This is a genomic window from Shewanella sp. SM74, from assembly GCF_025653725.1.
In the GTDB taxonomy this organism is placed as follows: domain Bacteria; phylum Pseudomonadota; class Gammaproteobacteria; order Enterobacterales; family Shewanellaceae; genus Shewanella; species Shewanella oncorhynchi.
Genome location: NZ_JAKKRZ010000021.1, coordinates 1 through 18780, shown reverse-complemented (window position 1 = coordinate 18780; position 18780 = coordinate 1). Strand labels below are relative to the sequence as shown.

20 protein-coding genes and 1 pseudogene are annotated in these 18780 nt (G+C 42.9%); 13 read left to right on the top strand and 8 right to left on the bottom strand.

Going from position 1 to position 18780, the window contains the following annotated elements:
• The first annotated feature begins 73 nt into the window (after window positions 1-73).
• Window positions 74-1336, top strand: coding sequence for a PD-(D/E)XK nuclease-like domain-containing protein (locus tag L5M49_RS18510; protein WP_259216122.1), 1263 nt, complete (start codon window positions 74-76; stop codon window positions 1334-1336).
• A 14-nt stretch (window positions 1337-1350) separates the two neighbouring features.
• Window positions 1351-1698 (top strand): hypothetical protein, encoded by a 348-nt coding sequence (locus L5M49_RS18505; RefSeq protein WP_259216123.1) that lies wholly within the window; start codon window positions 1351-1353, stop codon window positions 1696-1698.
• 414 nt (window positions 1699-2112) lie between these two features.
• On the opposite strand, the gene L5M49_RS18500 is transcribed toward L5M49_RS18505, so the two are convergent.
• The 3 genes from L5M49_RS18500 to L5M49_RS18490 all read right to left on the bottom strand — a co-directional run bounded on the left by L5M49_RS18500 (window position 2113) and on the right by L5M49_RS18490 (window position 6466).
• Window positions 2113-3198, bottom strand: a complete 1086-nt coding sequence (locus L5M49_RS18500; protein ID WP_259216124.1) for a hypothetical protein — start codon at window positions 3196-3198, stop codon at window positions 2113-2115.
• Window positions 3188-4405 carry an AAA family ATPase gene (locus L5M49_RS18495; RefSeq protein ID WP_259216125.1) on the bottom strand — a complete coding sequence of 406 codons (1218 nt, stop codon included), beginning with the start codon at window positions 4403-4405 and terminating at the stop codon, window positions 3188-3190. Before L5M49_RS18495 ends, L5M49_RS18500 begins: the two co-directional genes overlap by 11 nt.
• 894 nt (window positions 4406-5299) lie before the next feature.
• Window positions 5300-6466 (bottom strand): replication initiation protein, encoded by a 1167-nt coding sequence (locus tag L5M49_RS18490; RefSeq protein WP_259560892.1) that lies wholly within the window; start codon window positions 6464-6466, stop codon window positions 5300-5302.
• A gap of 652 nt (window positions 6467-7118) precedes the next feature.
• On the opposite strand from L5M49_RS18490, the gene L5M49_RS18485 reads away from it, so the two are divergent.
• The 5 genes from L5M49_RS18485 (at window position 7119) to L5M49_RS18465 (ending at window position 9957) form a co-directional block, all read left to right on the top strand.
• A complete protein-coding gene (locus tag L5M49_RS18485; RefSeq protein WP_263177133.1) occupies window positions 7119-7694 on the top strand; it encodes a hypothetical protein in 576 nt (191 codons plus the stop codon).
• Window positions 7695-7766: 72 nt separating this feature from the next.
• Window positions 7767-8285, top strand: a complete 519-nt coding sequence (locus L5M49_RS18480; RefSeq protein ID WP_263148828.1) for a single-stranded DNA-binding protein — start codon at window positions 7767-7769, stop codon at window positions 8283-8285.
• A gap of 502 nt (window positions 8286-8787) precedes the next feature.
• The gene (locus L5M49_RS18475) at window positions 8788-9075 is read left to right on the top strand and encodes a hypothetical protein (protein WP_259216129.1); all 288 of its coding nucleotides are present in this window, start codon (window positions 8788-8790) and stop codon (window positions 9073-9075) included.
• Window positions 9076-9225: 150 nt separating this feature from the next.
• The gene (locus L5M49_RS18470) at window positions 9226-9627 is read left to right on the top strand and encodes a hypothetical protein (protein WP_259216130.1); all 402 of its coding nucleotides are present in this window, start codon (window positions 9226-9228) and stop codon (window positions 9625-9627) included.
• 78 nt (window positions 9628-9705) lie between these two features.
• Complete coding sequence (locus L5M49_RS18465; protein WP_259216131.1) at window positions 9706-9957, top strand: hypothetical protein; 252 nt, start codon at window positions 9706-9708, stop codon at window positions 9955-9957.
• Between the two features lie 679 nt (window positions 9958-10636).
• Here the strand turns inward: L5M49_RS18465 and L5M49_RS18460 are convergent.
• From L5M49_RS18460 to L5M49_RS18450, 3 genes are all read right to left on the bottom strand, one after another.
• Window positions 10637-10894, bottom strand: coding sequence for a hypothetical protein (locus tag L5M49_RS18460; protein ID WP_259216132.1), 258 nt, complete (start codon window positions 10892-10894; stop codon window positions 10637-10639).
• Window positions 10895-11118: 224 nt separating this feature from the next.
• Complete coding sequence (locus L5M49_RS18455; protein ID WP_140906700.1) at window positions 11119-11430, bottom strand: helix-turn-helix domain-containing protein; 312 nt, start codon at window positions 11428-11430, stop codon at window positions 11119-11121.
• Between the two features lie 203 nt (window positions 11431-11633).
• A complete protein-coding gene (locus L5M49_RS18450; protein ID WP_086904945.1) occupies window positions 11634-12839 on the bottom strand; it encodes an RNA-guided endonuclease InsQ/TnpB family protein in 1206 nt (401 codons plus the stop codon).
• A gap of 45 nt (window positions 12840-12884) precedes the next feature.
• On the opposite strand from L5M49_RS18450, the gene tnpA reads away from it, so the two are divergent.
• The gene (tnpA, locus tag L5M49_RS18445) at window positions 12885-13301 is read left to right on the top strand and encodes an IS200/IS605 family transposase (protein WP_037426855.1); all 417 of its coding nucleotides are present in this window, start codon (window positions 12885-12887) and stop codon (window positions 13299-13301) included.
• A gap of 3 nt (window positions 13302-13304) precedes the next feature.
• Here tnpA and L5M49_RS18440 read toward each other — a convergent pair whose 3' ends face one another.
• Together L5M49_RS18440 and L5M49_RS18435 are read right to left on the bottom strand one after the other, a co-directional pair.
• A complete protein-coding gene (locus L5M49_RS18440) occupies window positions 13305-13580 on the bottom strand; it encodes a hypothetical protein (protein WP_259216134.1) in 276 nt (91 codons plus the stop codon).
• 28 nt (window positions 13581-13608) lie between these two features.
• The gene (locus L5M49_RS18435; protein WP_218737364.1) at window positions 13609-13866 is read right to left on the bottom strand and encodes a hypothetical protein; all 258 of its coding nucleotides are present in this window, start codon (window positions 13864-13866) and stop codon (window positions 13609-13611) included.
• Window positions 13867-14109: 243 nt separating this feature from the next.
• Here L5M49_RS18435 and L5M49_RS25285 point away from each other — a divergent pair.
• From L5M49_RS25285 to L5M49_RS18415, 5 genes and pseudogenes are all read left to right on the top strand, one after another.
• A pseudogene (locus L5M49_RS25285) lies at window positions 14110-14301 on the top strand (resolvase); the annotation flags it as partial.
• A 212-nt stretch (window positions 14302-14513) separates the two neighbouring features.
• A complete protein-coding gene (locus L5M49_RS18430; protein WP_263170114.1) occupies window positions 14514-14924 on the top strand; it encodes a DUF6088 family protein in 411 nt (136 codons plus the stop codon).
• Window positions 14921-15862, top strand: coding sequence for a nucleotidyl transferase AbiEii/AbiGii toxin family protein (locus L5M49_RS18425; protein ID WP_263170117.1), 942 nt, complete (start codon window positions 14921-14923; stop codon window positions 15860-15862). Before L5M49_RS18430 ends, L5M49_RS18425 begins: the two co-directional genes overlap by 4 nt.
• Window positions 15863-15869: 7 nt before the next feature.
• On the top strand, window positions 15870-18491 hold the full coding sequence (locus L5M49_RS18420; protein WP_263170120.1) for a type I restriction-modification system subunit M: 2622 nt from the start codon (window positions 15870-15872) through the stop codon (window positions 18489-18491).
• Window position 18492: 1 nt separating this feature from the next.
• The coding region (locus L5M49_RS18415; protein ID WP_263170121.1) for a restriction endonuclease subunit S at window positions 18493-18780 on the top strand (288 nt) is incomplete at its 3' end.

The following is an 18780-nucleotide window of genomic DNA, read 5'->3' as shown; positions in this document are numbered from 1 at the left end:
TAAAAATTTGCCTCATTTGGAAGCCGTGTAATGATGGTTGCAATTGAAGATTTAGATTTTTGGAGTGAGTATCATGAGTTCATTTGATTTTGATTTAGATGCGTTAAATTCTGCTATGAACGCATTTTTTGATCCTGCCAGCGTGAGCACGGTTACCATCACCAGCCAGCAAACCTCAAGCATCATCCCCGCAAGCCTGACGCATTTAGTCAAGCCTGGTTATGTGGACGGCAAAGCACAATTCTTATCTGACACCGGTGAACTTATCGAAGGTGTTTACTCAGATATTCCAAACGATGTGTATCACTCATTAGATGCCATTAGCTCAAGTCAGGTTAAGTGCTATGCAGATAGCCCAATGAAATACGAACAAGCGTATATCAACGGTAAAGGTAAAAATTTCAGCGCTAAATCCCGCGAGTCCGGTGTTCTAAGCCATGAATTAACACTAGAGGGAGCCGATGTATTTAATGCTCGCAGATTTGCTCTGCTCGACTCAGAGCAATTCCCAGATGATCCAAAATCATTAACCGAGCTTAAAGATGCCTGCACAGCCAACAAACTAACAACCAGCGGCACCATTGCCGAATTAATCAAACGTCTTGAGCAAGCCAACGCTCCGCAAAAACCGTTCGAGTCTCGTCAATTGGAGTGGATAAAAGCGAATATTGGTGACGAGTGTTTTGCGTTATGCGATACCGAACTTCAGTCTACGGTGACCTGTGCTGCAATCATTAAATTACTTCAGGATAATCAACACATCGCGCTTAAGGCGCTTAAGCTGCCAGTGTCAAAGGAGATGTTTGATAGTGTTATCGGACTCAATCAAGCCATTGAACGCAACGCTCACGCGAACAAATTTTTAAATCGTAAAAACGGTATGGCGGAGGTCGCATTCTTTACAAGAGATCCTGAGACCGGATTGATGCTTAAGTGTAAAGTGGATTGGTTAACTGCCGTAAAAAAATTCATTGTTCCTTGCGATTTGAAAACCACGCGCAGTGCTAACCCAGCATTAGCTGCCTACCAGTTCGCAGACTTACGCTACGATTTGCAAGCTGTGTTTTACTTAAAAGTGATTAAGCCACATTTGAAAGAAACCGAGTATGCAGAGCGTCTATTCCCACTCATTACCGTAGAAACGGGAGATTGTGCAATTTGTGAAGTGTTTGAGCTTCACGATGATGATTGGACTATCGCTGAGCAAGATCTGCCAATAATTCTTGAGAATATGAAAAATAGCATTAAGAAAAACGAGTACCGAGGCTACACCGAACAAGGCAAGTCTGTTATCAAATTGGCAAGACGTAAATCTTCTCTGGCTGCAACTCGATAGGGAGGAGAAGGAACATGAATCTGCAACTCAAAGCACTTAAGGCCATTTACGATAAAAAACCTCACTTGGTGGCCAAGTACATCTCAGCAGGGCTCACGGGTAATCTATTGAACTTTAGGAATGGTGTTTTGCTGCGTGCGGCAATTACTTCAAATCAGCCTGAGATTGCTAAGGCGATACTAGATGCCGGAGCAAACGGGTTTGTGCTAAAAGGGGAGGCTTATGCAGCAGCGTTTAAGCTAAACAATCCAGCATTGATTGAAATATTGCGGGACTGGGCGGAACGAAATCAGTTAGAGCTTAACACTATACCAGGGCTGGGCAGAAAACTCGGGCTTGATTCGGTGGAATCACTGATATAAAAAATTAAAATACATATTACTATCAACACCTTACGCGCTAGGCTGCTTGGTGCAGATATTTAGGTTCTATCTAAAAAACGCACCAAACTAAAAATCTCTTAAGTTGTTGTTTTTAAAATATATATCCAATATTTTAACGCTTGATTCCACCGAATCACTCAAAAAAACCAGCATCACTGCTGGCTTCATTTTCTTAATGGGCCCTCTGTCTCAATTTCGCGCAACAACGATTAAGTTCCGCCAGTTCATAGAACTTCATTGCAGGAAGTCTGAATGGTTGTTTATTGGTAATCGCGTTGTTTAAGGCCGTGGCTAGTGTTAACATCACTTCTGCTGACATAAATACTCCGAATAAGTATGTTTGTTGGTGCATGACAGGTCAGGCTTGGCGGTCGGCCTGTCAGTTTCTTTTTACTACTGGTTTTTAGCTTCTACTAAATCAATTAAGAATTGTTTTAGCTTCTCAATCTCTTGCTCCGACAACCTTGTCACTTCCACCTTTGTCTTTCGGTTTTGAGTAGATAATCTAGCCCAACGATTGCGGTCATTACCCTCTGCAATTTTATCATTTGCCAACTTCTTGGGTTTTAATTGCTTATCGAAATCTTCAAACACCTTCAGTATCTGACTGTTTTTCAGGCCATCAACATCGAATAATCCCGCTACCGATGTTCCGCTTTCATTTGCATCTATGCGAATGTTTTCTATTGCCGATAGTAAATGCTCGTTCAATAAAACGGAAAGTTGATGCTTTTGAGTAATGTCATAAAGAGCCATAATCTGTGTCGAACTTAAAGCAGAAGGGCAGGGGAACAACTCAATAATTTCATCTGGAATTTCTGTGGCCTTCAGCGCTCTCGTTACATACGAATAAGAAACGTCGAATTGAACAGCTAGATCTCTTAGGGAGAGTTTTTGAGGCTTTTCTTTTTCGTCATTGTTAGCAATCTCAATCTCGTTTTTAGCGAGTGCTTTTTTCATCTGAAAACCAGCATCTCGGTAACTGTACTTTTCTGAGGTTTGGACGTATTTAACGATTTCGTGAACTTCTTCTTCCGTGAGCTCAAAATCAGTAAACAGCACATTTAGACCGGAACCCTCTAAGATTGCTGCCATGCGGCGGCGCTGACCATCAAACAAGTGATAGCCAGTAGAATCTCGTGTTGCCAATGCATCTGAAAATTGCACTTTTGCTATTGTTTCACGGATGAGCAGCAATGAATTTGGAGTTACATCGGCAGCGGGACGCGGGTTAAATGGGTGTACAAAAGACTTTGTTTTGAGTTCTTCTGCCGTTAAGTGCTTACGAGTGAATGTAAGAGTACGACCACTGGACAATTTAATTTTAATTGCAGCGGCTGATTCGTTCCGTACATCAGTATTAGCAACGAGTGCAGACTCAGCAGATTCTGGATGTAATTGGCTATTTAAACCAGCAGAGTCAATTAAGGATCTTCCGAAGGGTACGCGTTTACGTGCTTCTTTAGGATTAGAAACCATATTCTGATCCTCTAATTCTTGAAATGTGTTGGAATAGCGCCAAGGTAAATTGGTCTAGTGACTCTCTAGCTTTTTTAAGGGCTTTTGAGTCCCCTGTGTAGCTACCAGGATGTACTGACACAACGGTATCAAATGTTTCTGCACAACGCTTGAAAGCAGATAATTCAGGAATGCTAGCCATCATCATGTCTTCAGCAAAAACAGCGTTAGCAATCATTGAGCTGTTAATATCCTGTTCGCTCTGCGAATACTTAGACATAAATGCCAAATGGCCTTTTAGATTTGTTGCTGCGCCTTCTGCTTCTAAATGATCTAGCATTTCAGGAATACGAGTCACATATTGCAATGTTGAATGCAAATCGACAGTTGATGGTGGTAACGGAGTAACTAAGACGTCAGCTGCACACAATGCGCTTTTTAAAAGTGAGTCTAAGTGTGGGCCGCAGTCGATAAAGATAAAATCGTAATCGTTGATCAGCTTTTCACACACGTTGCGAGATAAAGCCTCAAACGGATTAATATCCGAACCAAAACGCTGAACGCATAGAGCTTCCCATTGTGAAGCAATAAACGCATCTGCGATGCTTGAAGGTATGATGTCTACACCTGGAACTTGAGTAGGTATGACAAACTCATCTAATAGCTCTTCACGGGTCAGGTCTTGAAACACCGCTTGTACAACTGTGTTATCAATAGTGCCAATAGAGTTTTTATGGCTCATGAACATACTGGCTGAGCTTTGAGGATCAATGTCCAGCACTAACACTTTTAAGTCATGCTGGATCATTTCAGAGTGGCAACGTAACGCTTGGGCAATGTTCACTGTAGAAACTGTCTTACTTACACCGCCTTTGAGGTTACAAAGGAATACTACATAGCCGCGTTCAAATTTTTCTCTTAACGCTTTGTGTCCACGATGCTTGTAAATATCGATTACCTGTTCAACAGTGAGATCATAAACCTCAACACTACCGTTTAGTTTTTTATCGAATTTGTAACCGGCAGCTTCCATCTCATTAATCGACTTTTCCACGATTTTACGTGTAAGGCCTCTCAAGTTGGCTAATGCGCCTTTTGAGTAACGCTGGTGAAAGGTGTCTAAACCAAATTCGATTTTGTGCTTAGAAATAGAGTCTGACATTGTATTGAGCATTTTACGTGCTCTGTCAGCAGTGATTTGCATTTTGTCTCTGAAGTGATCATTCATCGAAATTTAACTCCATTTATCAATTGCGTATAAGACTACTGCTAAAAGGTGTGGATTTCAATAGTAAGTGCGTAAAAATACACACCTCATATTGAGTGAGTTATTTTCCGCACCTTGTAGCTAGTTTTTGACTGCATGAGATAAATCCACTGAATAATCCCAGAGAGATTTTCATTATGATTAGTAGGGGGTTTTTTAGTGATATTGTCTAAAATGATCGTAATGCCCATTAGTGCATTGGTTCAGGTCTTAATGAGGGGGTTGATGCTTTTGATCTTAAGAAGATCAAATAAACGATCTATTTGCTTGGGATTATAAAAAAATATGATCTTTTTATTAAGAACTATGAAAGATATAAAGATCTATAAGGAAAGTATTACCTTAATTTTTCAGCAACTTAAGATAGTTTTTTAAATAGTTTTTTCGCTTTACTCCTAGATCTAACTCGTCGATTACCCAGATCTAACTCGTTTTACACCCAGATCTAATTCGTGATCAAACTTGAGTCTACTCGTGTAATACCCTGATTTTACTCGTGTTACCCATAGAGTTTATTAGTGTACTTATCCACAACCTAAAAATTAGCTTATTTATTGTACTAAAAATAGGGTTGACTCCCTAAATTGAATAAACTTTGTACTTAAACAATTAGTTTATTCGTGTGACTCATAGAGTTTATACGTGTCGAGACATGTAGTTTACTCGTAATATTTTCAATGTAAGTCCTTGATACATAGGTTTTAAGATTTTTGACTAAATACTCATGTAGTTTGCTAGTGTATATACCAGCAGTTTACTCGTGACTTTCTGTGTATTTTATTCGTGTGCAACCCAGTAGTTTACTCGCAATTGAGTAAACTACTGGAATAGATCTAGGGAGTGATAGGGGAGGAGTTATTTGTCGGTTTCGACGTTTAACAAGAAGTCTAATTTATCGAGGGCTGAACTCTTTAGTTTGGGCCGTTCCGATTCTGTATAGTTTTCCGCTTTTTCAATTGAAATTTTTCGGTAGTGTTTGTAGATATCGTAAAATAACTCTCTACAGCGGGGTCTGTATTTTTCATAGTGTGTTGAAAGTACGTAGTATGCGACGGCCAGCTGCTCGGTCTCTTCCTGTGTAATCTTTTCTTTCTTCAAACGGAGGCGATTTTCTGCATTCATTGCGACTTCCGCTGCCGCCTCGAGATCCATTGGATGCAATTTAATGAATTGATCTATCCAAAGGTACTCGAACTCGATGCTCGTGATTTTGTTGCCAGTTTTATTTTCGATAATGCCATGACGTTTTTTGCCCGACGCATCTGTGTTGAAAAACATCAATTCGTCACCACAGGCTTCTTCTATTTCTTCAATCGACTTTACAAGTGCCTGATTAACGAACACCGATGTGTCCTTCATCGTTTTCTTGCCTGGAAGATAGTTATCTTTGTCGTCAACTAACCCGAAAACACCTTTGAGCGTTATAACGTCTGTTTTATACAACTGCTTGTCAGGTGTTTTGAACCGAGATAATAGGTCATACATCGGTTTAGAGTATTTACCTCGCAGTCGTAGGAATCTTGCTACGTTGACCGAAGCATAACCCTTAGAAGCATCGTGGAAGAAATCTCTCAAATCATAGTTTGGAACCATTGTTAACTTTCCTCGAGCGTATTTCACTGTAGGAAAAAGCACGGATGATTCAAATTCATGAGTTGTTGGGTGCTCTGCTAGAACAGTTCGTTTCTGAAGCCGAAGTGCCACAGGTTTAATTGTTGCAGCTAGGCTTTTGGATTCGACTTCCAGCCAATCAGCCAATCTTGAAGCTGGGATAGAAATTTCGAGCTGGGTATCTTCTTTCCATTCTGTCTTTTGCATCTGGATCAGAAATAGAGCTAGTAGATTTTGCTCATGAGTCGTCATTGAAATGCGACTGTAGATTAAATTGTGGTTCTTTCTATAAGTCTGAGGCAGCTGCGCTTCAGGATGAACATCAAATTTGTCAGTTTTGACCTTTTTCGATGTTGTTGTTACCCCATCTGAACCATTTTGAATCTGCGTGTTGTTTGTTTTATCTGTCATGGCATCCTCCCGTAGCATCAATATAACGGTCACCAAATAGCTATTCCATATTTTTTTCGTGTTTACTCCATATTTTTTTCGTGTCCTACCAATTTTTACAAGTTGACTCCTATATTTTATTCGTGTTTCTCAATATTGTTTTCGTGTTTGCACAATATTTTACTCGTAATACACCAATATTTTATTCGTGTAATCCATATAGTTTACTCGTCTTAAAATGTGATTAAAATTCGTCATTCAAGTGTAAACTGCTGTTCTATATATATTTATTTTCCATGCTGAACAACAGGATCTTTCAATTAAAAATCTGTATTTTTTTTGCGCAATTTTGTTAAGTTTTTGATTCAGATTTTTTCAAGGAGGAAAAATGATTTGTAATTTGCGTTAGTTGCTGATTTTAAATGTAATTTTCTGGAGCAGATAGATTTTGATCTATATATTTGTGTATCAGTATTGATTTCTAGCATCAAACTGTGAAAGCCACTCCAGAGCAGACGAGAAAAATCTATGAGTAGACGAGTAAACTCTGGTGGTCACACGGTATTTATATTGAAATTCTGCGGTGAATCGTGGCAGGGGAGGGGATAGCAAATTTGCGTGAATTGATTCAGGTGCGAATATCGGGCCATCTTTCCCTGATTGCGAGGCATTCATGAAACTATCCAGCTCTAGTCAGTTAACCGATTTACTGTCTTCGTTGTGGCCCGATAACGAAGTTAACGCCTTACACAGTCTGCTTTCATTGTTTGACACGTTAATTAACCACGGTGCCAGAGTTTGCGAGCAGCCAACGCCGGATATTACTCCCGCTCAAAAGGCGTTGTTTGTTCACGCTGTCTATTCAGAGATTTCGAGCGGCAATCTCGACCCAATTGGTAAAGCATTTAGTTTCTATGGTGCCGATGCAGTGCTTACTCACGACAAGCAGGATTTCCGCTTGTGTATCCATGCTGGTGATCGTCAGCCATTAACTGTGAAATCGTATTCGTCATTGAAGTCCGGTACTGGGCTGGACGTGCAGGGTTATCTGTTACAGCTGGCCAACGGTTGTCTAAGCAACAACGTAAACGATCCATTTCATTCTCTTTGGATACGACTAGAAGATCCGAGCCGTAGCAAGCTAATTGCCGCATACGTGCAGATTACTCTGCTAATGAAAGCGATTTCTAAGCGAGTAGGTAGGGCGGTATCAACGTTCTGTGTGGAACTGGTGGCAAGTAATATTTAAATATACAAAATTTGTGCGATTATGAGTCTGTGTTTTAATATACTCGTTAATTACTTCTTTGGAGAGAGCTAAATGGGTTCAGTTAATAAAGTTATCATCGTTGGTAATATCGGTCAGGATATTGATTTTAAAACACTTCCTAGTGGTTCAAGCGTAGCAAATTTCAGTGTGGCCACGAGTGACACTTGGAAAGACCAAGCGGGTATTCAGCAAGAGGTGACCGATTGGCACAAGATTGTTGTCTGGGGCAAGCTGGCAGAGATTATTAATCAATACGGTGGTAAAGGCCGTCAGGTCTATATTGAAGGCAAGCAAAAGACTCGTAAATATAAAGATGCTAACGGCCAAGACCGTTACACAACAGAGGTAGTCGTGGACTTTGATGGTCAGGTACAGCTTTTAGGTAGCTCACAAAAGGACAGTGCTGGCCAAAGCTCTGGTTACCAGCAAAATGCCCCGCAGCAGCAAGGTTACCAGCAAAATGCTCCACAGCAACAGCAACAGCAACAGCAACAGGGCGGTTACCAGCCTCAACCACAGGGCGGTTACCCACAAAATACACAGAAACAGAATTATAACTATCGTCGATAACTCGTAGGGATTATTCAAATGGCCGCTTTTTAGCGGCTTTTGTTCTGTCCACTGGGGCTCATAAAGCCTGCGGCGCCATGCCTTTAACTGGCCGATCCCAATAAGTCGGAGCCAAAATATTTTCAAATATGGGTTTAATGGATTCGGGAGAAAGGCAAAGCGAATTTATGCTTGCTCGAAAGAAATCGATGTTATCCGCAAACATTAATCTTAAATTTTTCAATAGTGCTATATAAGGATGTTTCTGTGAAATACAAGATGTTATCACTGGCCATCACAGTCTCTCTTGCAGGCGCAATCCACGCAAGTGAGTTTCCGCTCCCAATGAGCGGTTTTTTGTGCGTAATTTACAACCATATATGGTGACCGAAAAAATATTAAAGTAATAGGTTAACAGAGTAAGTTGATTCGTGCCTGGGAACCCCGAATTTTTGCGTGAATTTCCCAATATGAGTTAATGAGCATGAGTCAAATGGCTCGATAATTCTGAGAGGAAAGGGTAGTGGAAATACTGAATATTGCTGACATCAATGTGGCTGAATACGTTGAATACGATACGCCAGAGCAAACGCCTGTCTGGGCATGGATTGAAGAAATCGCGACGTATACGCATCGCAAGAACCATGACGCGGATAACTGCGGCATTTGGGAGTTCGTTGTGAACACCTGCTGCATTTCCGATGAAGATGGTGATGTATCAATAGATGATGTGCCGCAGGAAATCAGGGGTGCGGTCCTAGAGGCCATTGATAATGGCGCAGCCTATATTCTGTTTCATCAAGGCACCTAAGAAGCTGCCTAAGATGTAATTTAGCCCCTATAGATTTGATTCTATCTGGGGATTTTGTGTTAAATTGCTGATGAAACAGATGAAACCTAATTTTGTATTAAGCATATCCAAGCGTTATTCACAAAAATTGTGGATAAAAGGAAGGTTAAAATGAAAGTCAGATTTTTGTGTTCAGTAGCTCTAGCGTGTTCACTCTGTGTTTACGCAGACGGTGGAATAGAACAGAAAAAATCCTTTACCCAATTGGATTGCTCTGAGACTTCGCCTGTAGGTAAACAGCTCGGTTATCAGTCTGATTTTGATGATGGCAGTCGCTCAAGATTGTACTATCCCTTCGTGAAGGCTTTTGGGGGGATCCATCGAGAGTTTAGTTTGTTGAGCGGCTACAACGATGACCGCTCTCAAACCGCTGATTACTTTTACAAGCAGGCTGGGGTATCCCGCGTCAGGTATTTTGAAGCCACGGTCAACTTTAATTCTGAGTACGGCGCTAACAAAGTACCGTTGCACTGCTTCGAGATAGAACGCACCTATATTTTCCCGAAGGTCTAATCCACCAGATCTGAAATTTGCCAGAAATTCAATCATTGGTAGCCTATTCACAGTAGATAACCCAATGAGGAAAAATAGATGGAAACTCAATCAGTAGACCCAAGAGAAGCGTTTGTTAAAGAAATCACTGACGAGTCAGATGTTAGCAACTGCACTTCTTCAGACTACGAAAAAATTGAGGATGCGTTTCTTGCTGCCGCAAGCGAAATGGACAAATACCTTGAACAATGTGAAGCACTTCGAGCGGCTGGCTTTGTTGAGCTGGCAGTCAGCCTAGTCTCGTTAGACAATCATCGCCAAGCCTACGACTGGGCGCGTGAAAACCTCTAATGGCTAAGAGCGTCCCTTCTAATTAATACCCGCTTAGTGCGGGTTTTTATTGCCATTAAGCATGGAAAAAGGCGCTTAATCGCGCCCTTATTGCCGAATAACACAGTGGTCTCATAGCGATTCATTCTTCTTGTAGGCAATGATCACAAGCATTGCAGCTAAAACAGTATTGACAACCGCAACCCGCGCCGCCGTCGCTTACGCCGCAATCACAGCAATTAAAGAGAGAACTACAGTCCCACTTGCCGGATTGATTAAGGCATTGAGTGCTGCCACCTTCGCTCGTTGTTACTGTCCCTAGGATATTCATCGTCATCTTGTACGCTCCTGCTTTGAGTTTCTAGCAGCTTCTCACAGATTCAAAACGACACAAATTTCTAGGGAATCTCTCAAACGGGGATTGATGTTTTTCTGATGGCTCAAGTACGACAGCTCCGGGACACGCTTTCCCCCCAGGCTGACAACTCTGTTAGGCGATTACATGGGAATTGTTGATTTTGGCCAATGCCCGGATAGATATGAAGCGACGTTGAGATGTGTGTTAAGCACTGACATAGATGTGAGTGTTTTAGTCCGGGACTTCTTCAGCTCCGGGACATGATTCCCCCAGGTCCGTAACTCTGTTAGGCCTTTACATGGGAGATGTGTTGTTCCCGGCAACGCTCCCAGGGGACATATATTAAGGAAGGCGCACTTGATGAAAGCGTTCTTTGTATAACTCCCAAGCCTGATTCTCTAACTCATTTATTCGATCATTTTCCTCATAAGTGTCTGCATCGGGGCTCAGACCAAAAAAATCATTCCATCCATTCCACTCTCCGGCTTTTCTAAAGATAAACTCAGGATGCCGATACAATTTATTATGAGGATTGAACTCATTCCCCACGCTAAGCCATGCGGCTAAAATCGTTTCTATCTGTTGATTTGATTGAACCATGCGCAAATTCTCGTAGGGGTATTTAATAGTAAATTATGTCACATTATTTTAAGTAAGGGAGGGCTAAATTCAAACTTTGATTCGGTGGAATTAAGCTGAAAATATTTAAGTTAACACTTTACATTCATGCTGTTAGGTGTGATTTAGCTTGGTGCAGATTTGCAGGAATTTGAACGGTAGAAGCAAAAAACGGAACCATCGGCTCCGTCTGCGGCTTGTGTCTCTTAAGAAAGCACACACTCAATGCCATTCTTATCAATCATGTTAAGCAATCTTAACGCGGCACCCTGTGGCTTAGACTTTCCCTGTTCCCATTTTTGAATGCTCTCATTGCTCATATTCAGAATCGTAGCGAGGACACCTTGGCTAATGTGCTCACGCTCCCTAATATGCTTTATTCGCTCTGCTGTCATTTCATCTAGCTTTGCGCTGAGCGCGAGTGCATCGATTTTTCGCATGGTTAGCTGATCCATCGTGCCATTTTTAGCTAAACGCTGAGCCAGTTTGTGCATTCTATCTAAGCGTTCATCAGTCATTTCGAACCTCTCTTAACTCACCACTTAAGATGTTATTCGCAATATCATCCTCAGAGAAACTACGGAACGTGTTCCCGATTAGCTTGTACATCTCTAATAGCTTGTCAGGTATTTCCTTTCCACTTTTGGGGATATCGCTTTTTCGCCATCCGTCTATGAATTGACATCCTCCTCGCCGTAAACGACGAGGATTCCTACTGCGGTTAGGCGCGAACGCCGGACTCGCTTCGGTGGGTTCCTGCTGCTGGCGGCATTGTTGCACCACTCACTTCACAGGCTAATCGGGCGTGTCCCGCCCTTAATACATTGATCGCGCCGACGACATCGGCGTTTTCTTCAAAGCCACATTCCACACAGGCAAACCGAGCTTGCGTGGCGCGGTTATCCTTCGATATGTGACCACAGCACGGACACGTCCGGCTGGTGTTTTTCGGTGGAACGGCGATCAGGTGGCCGCCATTCCATGCCAGCTTGTAATCGAGCTGGCGACGGAACTCAAACCAGCCTTGATCAAGAATGGCTTTATTCAGGCCTGACTTCGCCCTAACATTCCTACCCTGTTGCTCGGCGGTTCCTGCCGCTGATTTTGACATGTTTTTGACCTGCAAATCTTCAATACAGACTATCGCGTGGTTTTTGCTAATGTCGTTTGATATTTTATGCAGGTAGTCACGGCGGCTGTTGCCGATATTGGAATGAATGCGCTGAACTTTGGCTTTGGCCTTTTTCCAGTTATTGCTGAATTTTACCTTGCGGCTCATGGCCTGCTGCGCCTTGCGCAAAGCGGTTTCGTGCCGTTTGAAACTGTTGAGCGGGGCGTAGAAACGGCCATCGGACAGGGTGGCAAAGCGGGCAATGCCCATGTCAATGCCGATGGCATCGCCCTGATGCACGGCAATTTCAACTTCCCGCTCGGTCTGGATCGATACATACCACTTACCACAAACCTGACTGACCGTGACGTTTTTAATCTCACCTTCCACCGTCCGACTGTTGCGGTAACGCAGCCAGCCGAGCTTGGGCAGGAAGAGTCGATTATTGCCTTGCTCCAGTTTCACCCCTTGTGGATAGCGAAAGCTATCTGACTGACCCTTCTTTTTGAAGCGCGGGAAGTCTGCTCGTTTGGCAAAGAAATTTTTGTACGCCCGATCTAAATCTTTCAGCGACTGTTGCAGCGTTTGAGAAGGTGAATCAGACAGCCATTTTGTTTCTGGCTCTGCTTTCCATTGTGGTAACAGATTATTCAGTTCAAAGGCCGATAGTTTCTTTTCACCCTGCTCATGTCGTTCTTTTTGCAACGCCAGCGCCTTGTTATAGACAAACCGACAAGCACCGGAGAAGCGGCGCATCTGACGCTGCTGCTCTCCAGTGACAATCAGTTCGAATTTGTAGGCTTGCAGTCGTTGCATGGCTTGCTCATACTGTGTCAATACAACTCAATTATAGATTGGTCTATGGAAATTGAAAGCGATTTAAGGCATGGCAGGCATTGTGTTTTTAAAATGCACGTTCATTTGGTCTTTGTAACAAAATACCGACGAAATGTCTTTACCAAAGAAGTGCTGGATGATCTAAAAATCTTTTTTGAAAAGGTCTGTCTTGATTTTGAATCAGAGCTGGTTGAGTTCGACGGTGAAGACGACCATGTGCATTTGTTGGTGAATTACCCGCCGAAGGTGGCCGTGTCGAATCTGGTTAACAGTCTCAAAGGTGTATCCAGCCGGATGATCCGAAAAAAGAATTACCCTTCGATCAAAAAGAAACTCTGGGGAGGTGCGCTCTGGTCGCCCAGTTATTTTGCGGGGAGCTGTGGTGGTGCGCCAATTGAGATCATCCGGCAGTATATTGAGCAGCAACAAACTCCGGCGTAGCCCTCAGAACGGCTTCGCCGTTGCGCTATTCATCCTCGCCCTGAACGGCGAGGTTTTCCGCACTATCCGATAAACGTCAAGCGTGTTGTGGTGCGGAGTGGCGCATTGCTTACGCAACGCAACTAGCTGTTGATGGTCTTTGATAATAGCCAGCAGTTGCTCAGCACTGGCATTTCCTAGGATTTCTTCTAAGACGCAGACGAGGTGAAGGATCGGTTTTAACGCCAGCTGTTTTGGCTTAGCACGGTACTGATGTTCAACTAACTTACTGATTTTCATCTCTGGCCTATCTCTGTCATCGTTTAACTTAGAACCGAGCTGGTTTGGTGACTAACGCGGTACGCCAATCACACGCCAGCTCTGGTAAATCATCGTCATGGCCGCTATCCCTATGATACCAGCTATGTACCATATCCTTATGGAGAAGAGATGGCAGATCACCACGGCTTTCAGCGTCGTCACGCACTGACAATACAGTCTCCACCGGGGCTTTCCAGAAAATGATTTCACCGTCCTCTTCCTGAGTCGCACATGTCGCGCCGGATGGCCAATCGATGTTAGTCATTAACACCTGTACGACCATAATAAAGTTTGATAAAAATTATGGGTGTCATGAACGGTAATACCGCTATTGTTTGATAATTTATCTGAGGACGAATTTCAGTTTCTCATAATTAAGTTTGATCATTTTCAAACTCACTTTTGGACATAAATCATTTAGTGCTTAGGCTCTAAAATTCGATTTTAGCATTACCATTAGTAATGAATATCCTCAGAAAGTGAGATTGTTATCTAATAGATAGATGGACAAACGCAAGGCACCGAAAAGGCCAAAACCTTAGGCAAGTATCTTGGGCGTCAGCCTGACCATGGATTAAGGCAAAATATTCGGTTACTACTCGATGAAGGGAAAAGCTCGCCACAGGTGCAGAGTCTGCTTAAATGCAGTCGTTCTACCATTGCTAAAGTAGCCAAGTTGAGCGAGTTTGGGTCGGAATAATTCATTTTCATGGATGAACGCTGTTGCATTGCAGACTAGGTGAGAATGGCAGAGGCATATAGGTGGGTACCAATTTAATATAAATTAAAACTTATCAATCATTAGCTTAATTAAATCCTGCTGCAGCATTAAATCTTGATGCAATGCCGCATTTATTCCTATTATCCTCACGTTAAGCTATACTCGCGCTATTGTAGAGTAAGGAGGTTTAAATGGCTGCTGTTGACAGTATCTTTCAAAAGATAAAGCGTTCTAGACGCTACGTTTTCGAACGCAAAGACTTTGACGGCATTGCTAGCTATGACCAGATTGGCCGATCGCTTAACCAGTTAATGGATAGAGGCGAGATAATGAAGCTTGGCTATGGCTTATACACGAAAGCGCGAATAAATAGTCTGACAGGACGTTTAATGCCTACCTGTCCAGGTGGTAGCGATGCACTTATGCGTGAAATATTAAAAATGAAAGACATCGATTTCGAGATAGATAATCTGTCCTTAGAAAGTCTTTCCGGTAAAAACACCCAAATCCCCTCATCCGTTCATTACTCATGGGATCAAAAACAGTTCAATCGCAAATTGGTTGTTGGTAACAGACTGTTGACGCCAGCAAGTAGATCATGAAAAAACTGAAACAACAGTTCTTAGAGGTTTCCGATGCATTAGCGCTCGGAAACCCCGCCATTATTGAAAAAGATTATTGGGTGGTTGCTCTACTTTCTGAGCTTGAACAGTTAACGTTTGAAACTCATCAAATGGTGTTTTCCGGCGGTACCGCACTGGCGAAGTCCAATGTTAAAATACTTCGAATGTCTGAAGACGTGGACATAAAGCTGATCCCGACGCCGCAATTTCAACACCTTAGTCGCGGCAGGAAAAAACAGTATCGTAAAGCGTTAGCAGTACAAATTGAAACAGCGATTATTGCATCGAACAAATTTTCTATCGAAGCTAGATTAGTTCAGGATGAATATCGCTATGTGGAATATGAGCTTAAATATCCGCAACAATTTAGCCAGGCTCCTTGTCTACGCCCAATCATCAAGTTAGAACTGATGGAAACCATTCCACTGCTTGCGCTGGAAACGCGGGGCATCCAATCGTTAGTCGCAGAGCTTTATAAGCTGCCACAAGAAGTGAACGTATTCATCTGCGTATCAGTAAATACCACCTTGGTAGAGAAAGTGCTTTCCATGTTACGCCGCACAATGTCTGTTAAGCGTGATGCAGCCCGAAACGATGACGTCACCTTAGTTAGACATATTTACGACGTACACTGTATTCATGCAGCACAGGCCCTTGATAATGAATTACTTGCGCCCCTTTTTCTCGCCATATTAGCAGAAGATATTGCTCGCTTTGGCAACCAACATGCCGAATTCGTCATGGACCCAGCTAATGAGTTACGCCTTGGCTTACAGGAGATAGAAAGCAACCCACTCTTCAGGCAACGCTTTAATGATTTTGTTAAACCCATGGTGTTTAACTCGCAACCCCCCAATTTTGATACGTGCTTTATGTCCTTTAAACATATTGCGACCTCACTCATTCTGACTATTTAGAGCAAACATGAACAAACAACAACTAGCCGCCAAAATCTGGGAATCCGCCAACCAGATGCGTTCTAAAATCGAAGCTAACGAATACAAAGATTACATCTTAGGCTTTATTTTTTACAAATACCTCAGTGACCAATTAGTGCAGTTTGTCACCAAAGAGGAAATGACACCTGAAGACATTAAAGCCCTAAACGAAGCAGACGCCGACACGGTCAAATACATTCAAGACAACTTAGGCTATTTCATCGCTTACGATAATTTGTTTTCTACCTGGGTTGACTCTAGCTTCGACTTTGACGAGTCCAACGTGCGCGATGCACTTTCGGCCTTTAGTCGCTTAATTTCACCTACCCACAAAAAATTGTTTGAAGGCATTTTCGCCACCCTAGAAACGGGGCTAAGTAAACTCGGTGAAAGCGCGGGCAAACGTACTAAAGCCATCAGCGATTTACTGCATCTCATCAAAAGTATCCCCATGAATAGCCAGCAAGGCTATGACGTACTGGGCTACATTTACGAATACCTGATTGAAAAATTTGCCGCCAATGCCGGTAAAAAAGCCGGTGAGTTTTACACGCCCCATGAAGTCTCGGTACTGATGTCGCACATTATTGCCCACGAATTAAAACACAAAGACACCATCGAAATTTACGACCCAACCTCAGGCTCTGGCTCGCTACTGATCAACATTGGTGAAGCGGTCGAAAAATACGCCAAAAGTAAAGACAGCATTACCTATTATGCCCAAGAGCTAAAAGCCAACACCTACAACCTCACCCGTATGAACCTCATCATGCGCGGGATTAAAGCTAGCAACATCAAAACCCGTAATGGCGATACCTTAGAAGACGATTGGCCATATTTTGATGAAAACGACCCGCAAGGCTCTTACCACGCCCTGTATGTGGATGCGGTCGTCTCTAACCCGCCTTATTCGCAACAGTGGGACCCCAGCTTTAAAGACAGCGACCCGCGCTATTCCCGTTTTGGCTTAGCGCCTAAAACCAAAGCCGATTTTGCCTTTTTGCTGCACGACCTTTACCACCTAAAACCCGATGGCATTATGACCATTGTATTGCCCCACGGCGTACTGTTTCGTGGTGGTGAAGAAGGGAAAATTCGCACCCAGCTCATTGAGCAAAATCATATTGATGCCATTATCGGCTTACCCGCTAATATCTTTTTTGGTACCGGTATTCCTACCGTGATTTTGGTATTAAAACAAAAAAGACAAAATACCGATGTATTAGTGGTGGATGCCTCTAAACACTTTTTAAAAGAAGGCAAAAACAACAAACTGCAAGCCAGTGACATCAAGCGCATTGTGGATGCGGTCATTCACCGCGAAAACAACGATTCATTCTCGCAGCTGGTCAGCAAACAAACCCTGCGCGACAACGGCTACAATCTCAACATACCCCGTTATGTCGATTCCTCTAAGGCCACGCCAAGCTGGGATTTACGCGCCACCATGCTAGGCGGCATTCCCAATAGCGAAATTGCCGAACTAAAACACTACTGGCAAACCCTGCCACAATTGCACGCCGCTTTGTTTACGCCAACCTCCAGCGCATACAGCGAGTTAGCCATTACTAAAGACGCGGTCAACGCCACCATTACCCAGCACCCGCAAGTCATCGAGTTTATTAACACTTACAACCAAGCGTTTGATGGCGGCAGTCATGGTGTGAGTGGCAACAGCAGCTTTGATGACTACTTGCACACCCATCTGATCCAAAACTGGGAAAGTGTTAACCGCAACCAGCAAGAGCCTGAATTAAGTACCGAGCTATTCACCCGTTTGGCACCTATTGCCCTAATCGACAAATACCAAGCCTACCAATTTTTAAACAACCAATGGCAAGTGATTAGCGCCGATTTAGAGATGATGCACACCGAAGGCTTTGCCGCCACGAAACAAGTTGACCAAAATATTGTTATCAAGAAAAAAGACGGTAAAGACACCGAAGTACAAGACGGCTACAAAGGCCATGTATTGCCGTTTGATTTAGTACAACAAACGCACCTAAGTGATGATTTAACCGCATTGGATAAACAAGAAAACCGCCTTGTCGAAATTGCCAGCACGCTGGAAGAAATCCTCGAATCCCTTTCTGAAGAAGACAAAGAGCAAGACACCGTAAAAGAAAGCAAAGACGGCTTTGCCAATGCCGAAGTGGCCAAGGCGGCCAAAGCCTTCTTGAAAGAACAGAAAGACAGCAAAGTTAAATTTGAGCAGGAAAGCTACGAAGCCAAGATAATGGCGACCAATAAACTCATTGATGAAGAAAAAGCCCTGAAAAAAGCGGTCAAGGAAGCCCAAATCGCCCTGCACTTAAAAACTAAAACCACTATCGAAGGCTTAACCATTGATCAAGTAAACGAATTGCTGCACTTAAAATGGATAGCGCCATTAAGTCTTGAACTCGCCGCCATGCCAAGCGCCGTGATTACTCAGCTCACCAGTAAAGTGCAAGCCCTTGCCGATAAATACGCGGTGACTTATTCGCAAGTAGCGAATGAGATAGAGACCACCGAGCAAGAATTGGCCGACATGATGGGCCAACTTACCGGAAATGAGTTTGACCTACAAGGCTTGAGTGAACTCACTAACTTATTGAAAGGCGAATAAGATGAGTGTTAAAAACAAAGTGCCGGAGATTCGCTTTAAGGGGTTTAGTGGGGAGTGGGAGGAGAAAGTTTTAGAAGATATTTGCGACGTGAGGGATGGTACTCATGCATCACCGAAGTACCAACAAAACGGATTTCCCTTGGTTACATCAAAAAATGTTAAAAATGGGTACATCAATTATGACGATGTTCAATACATTTCTAAAATCGATTTCGATGAAATAAATAAGCGTTCTAAAGTTGATGTTAATGACATTTTAATAGGGATGATTGGCACTATAGGTAATATT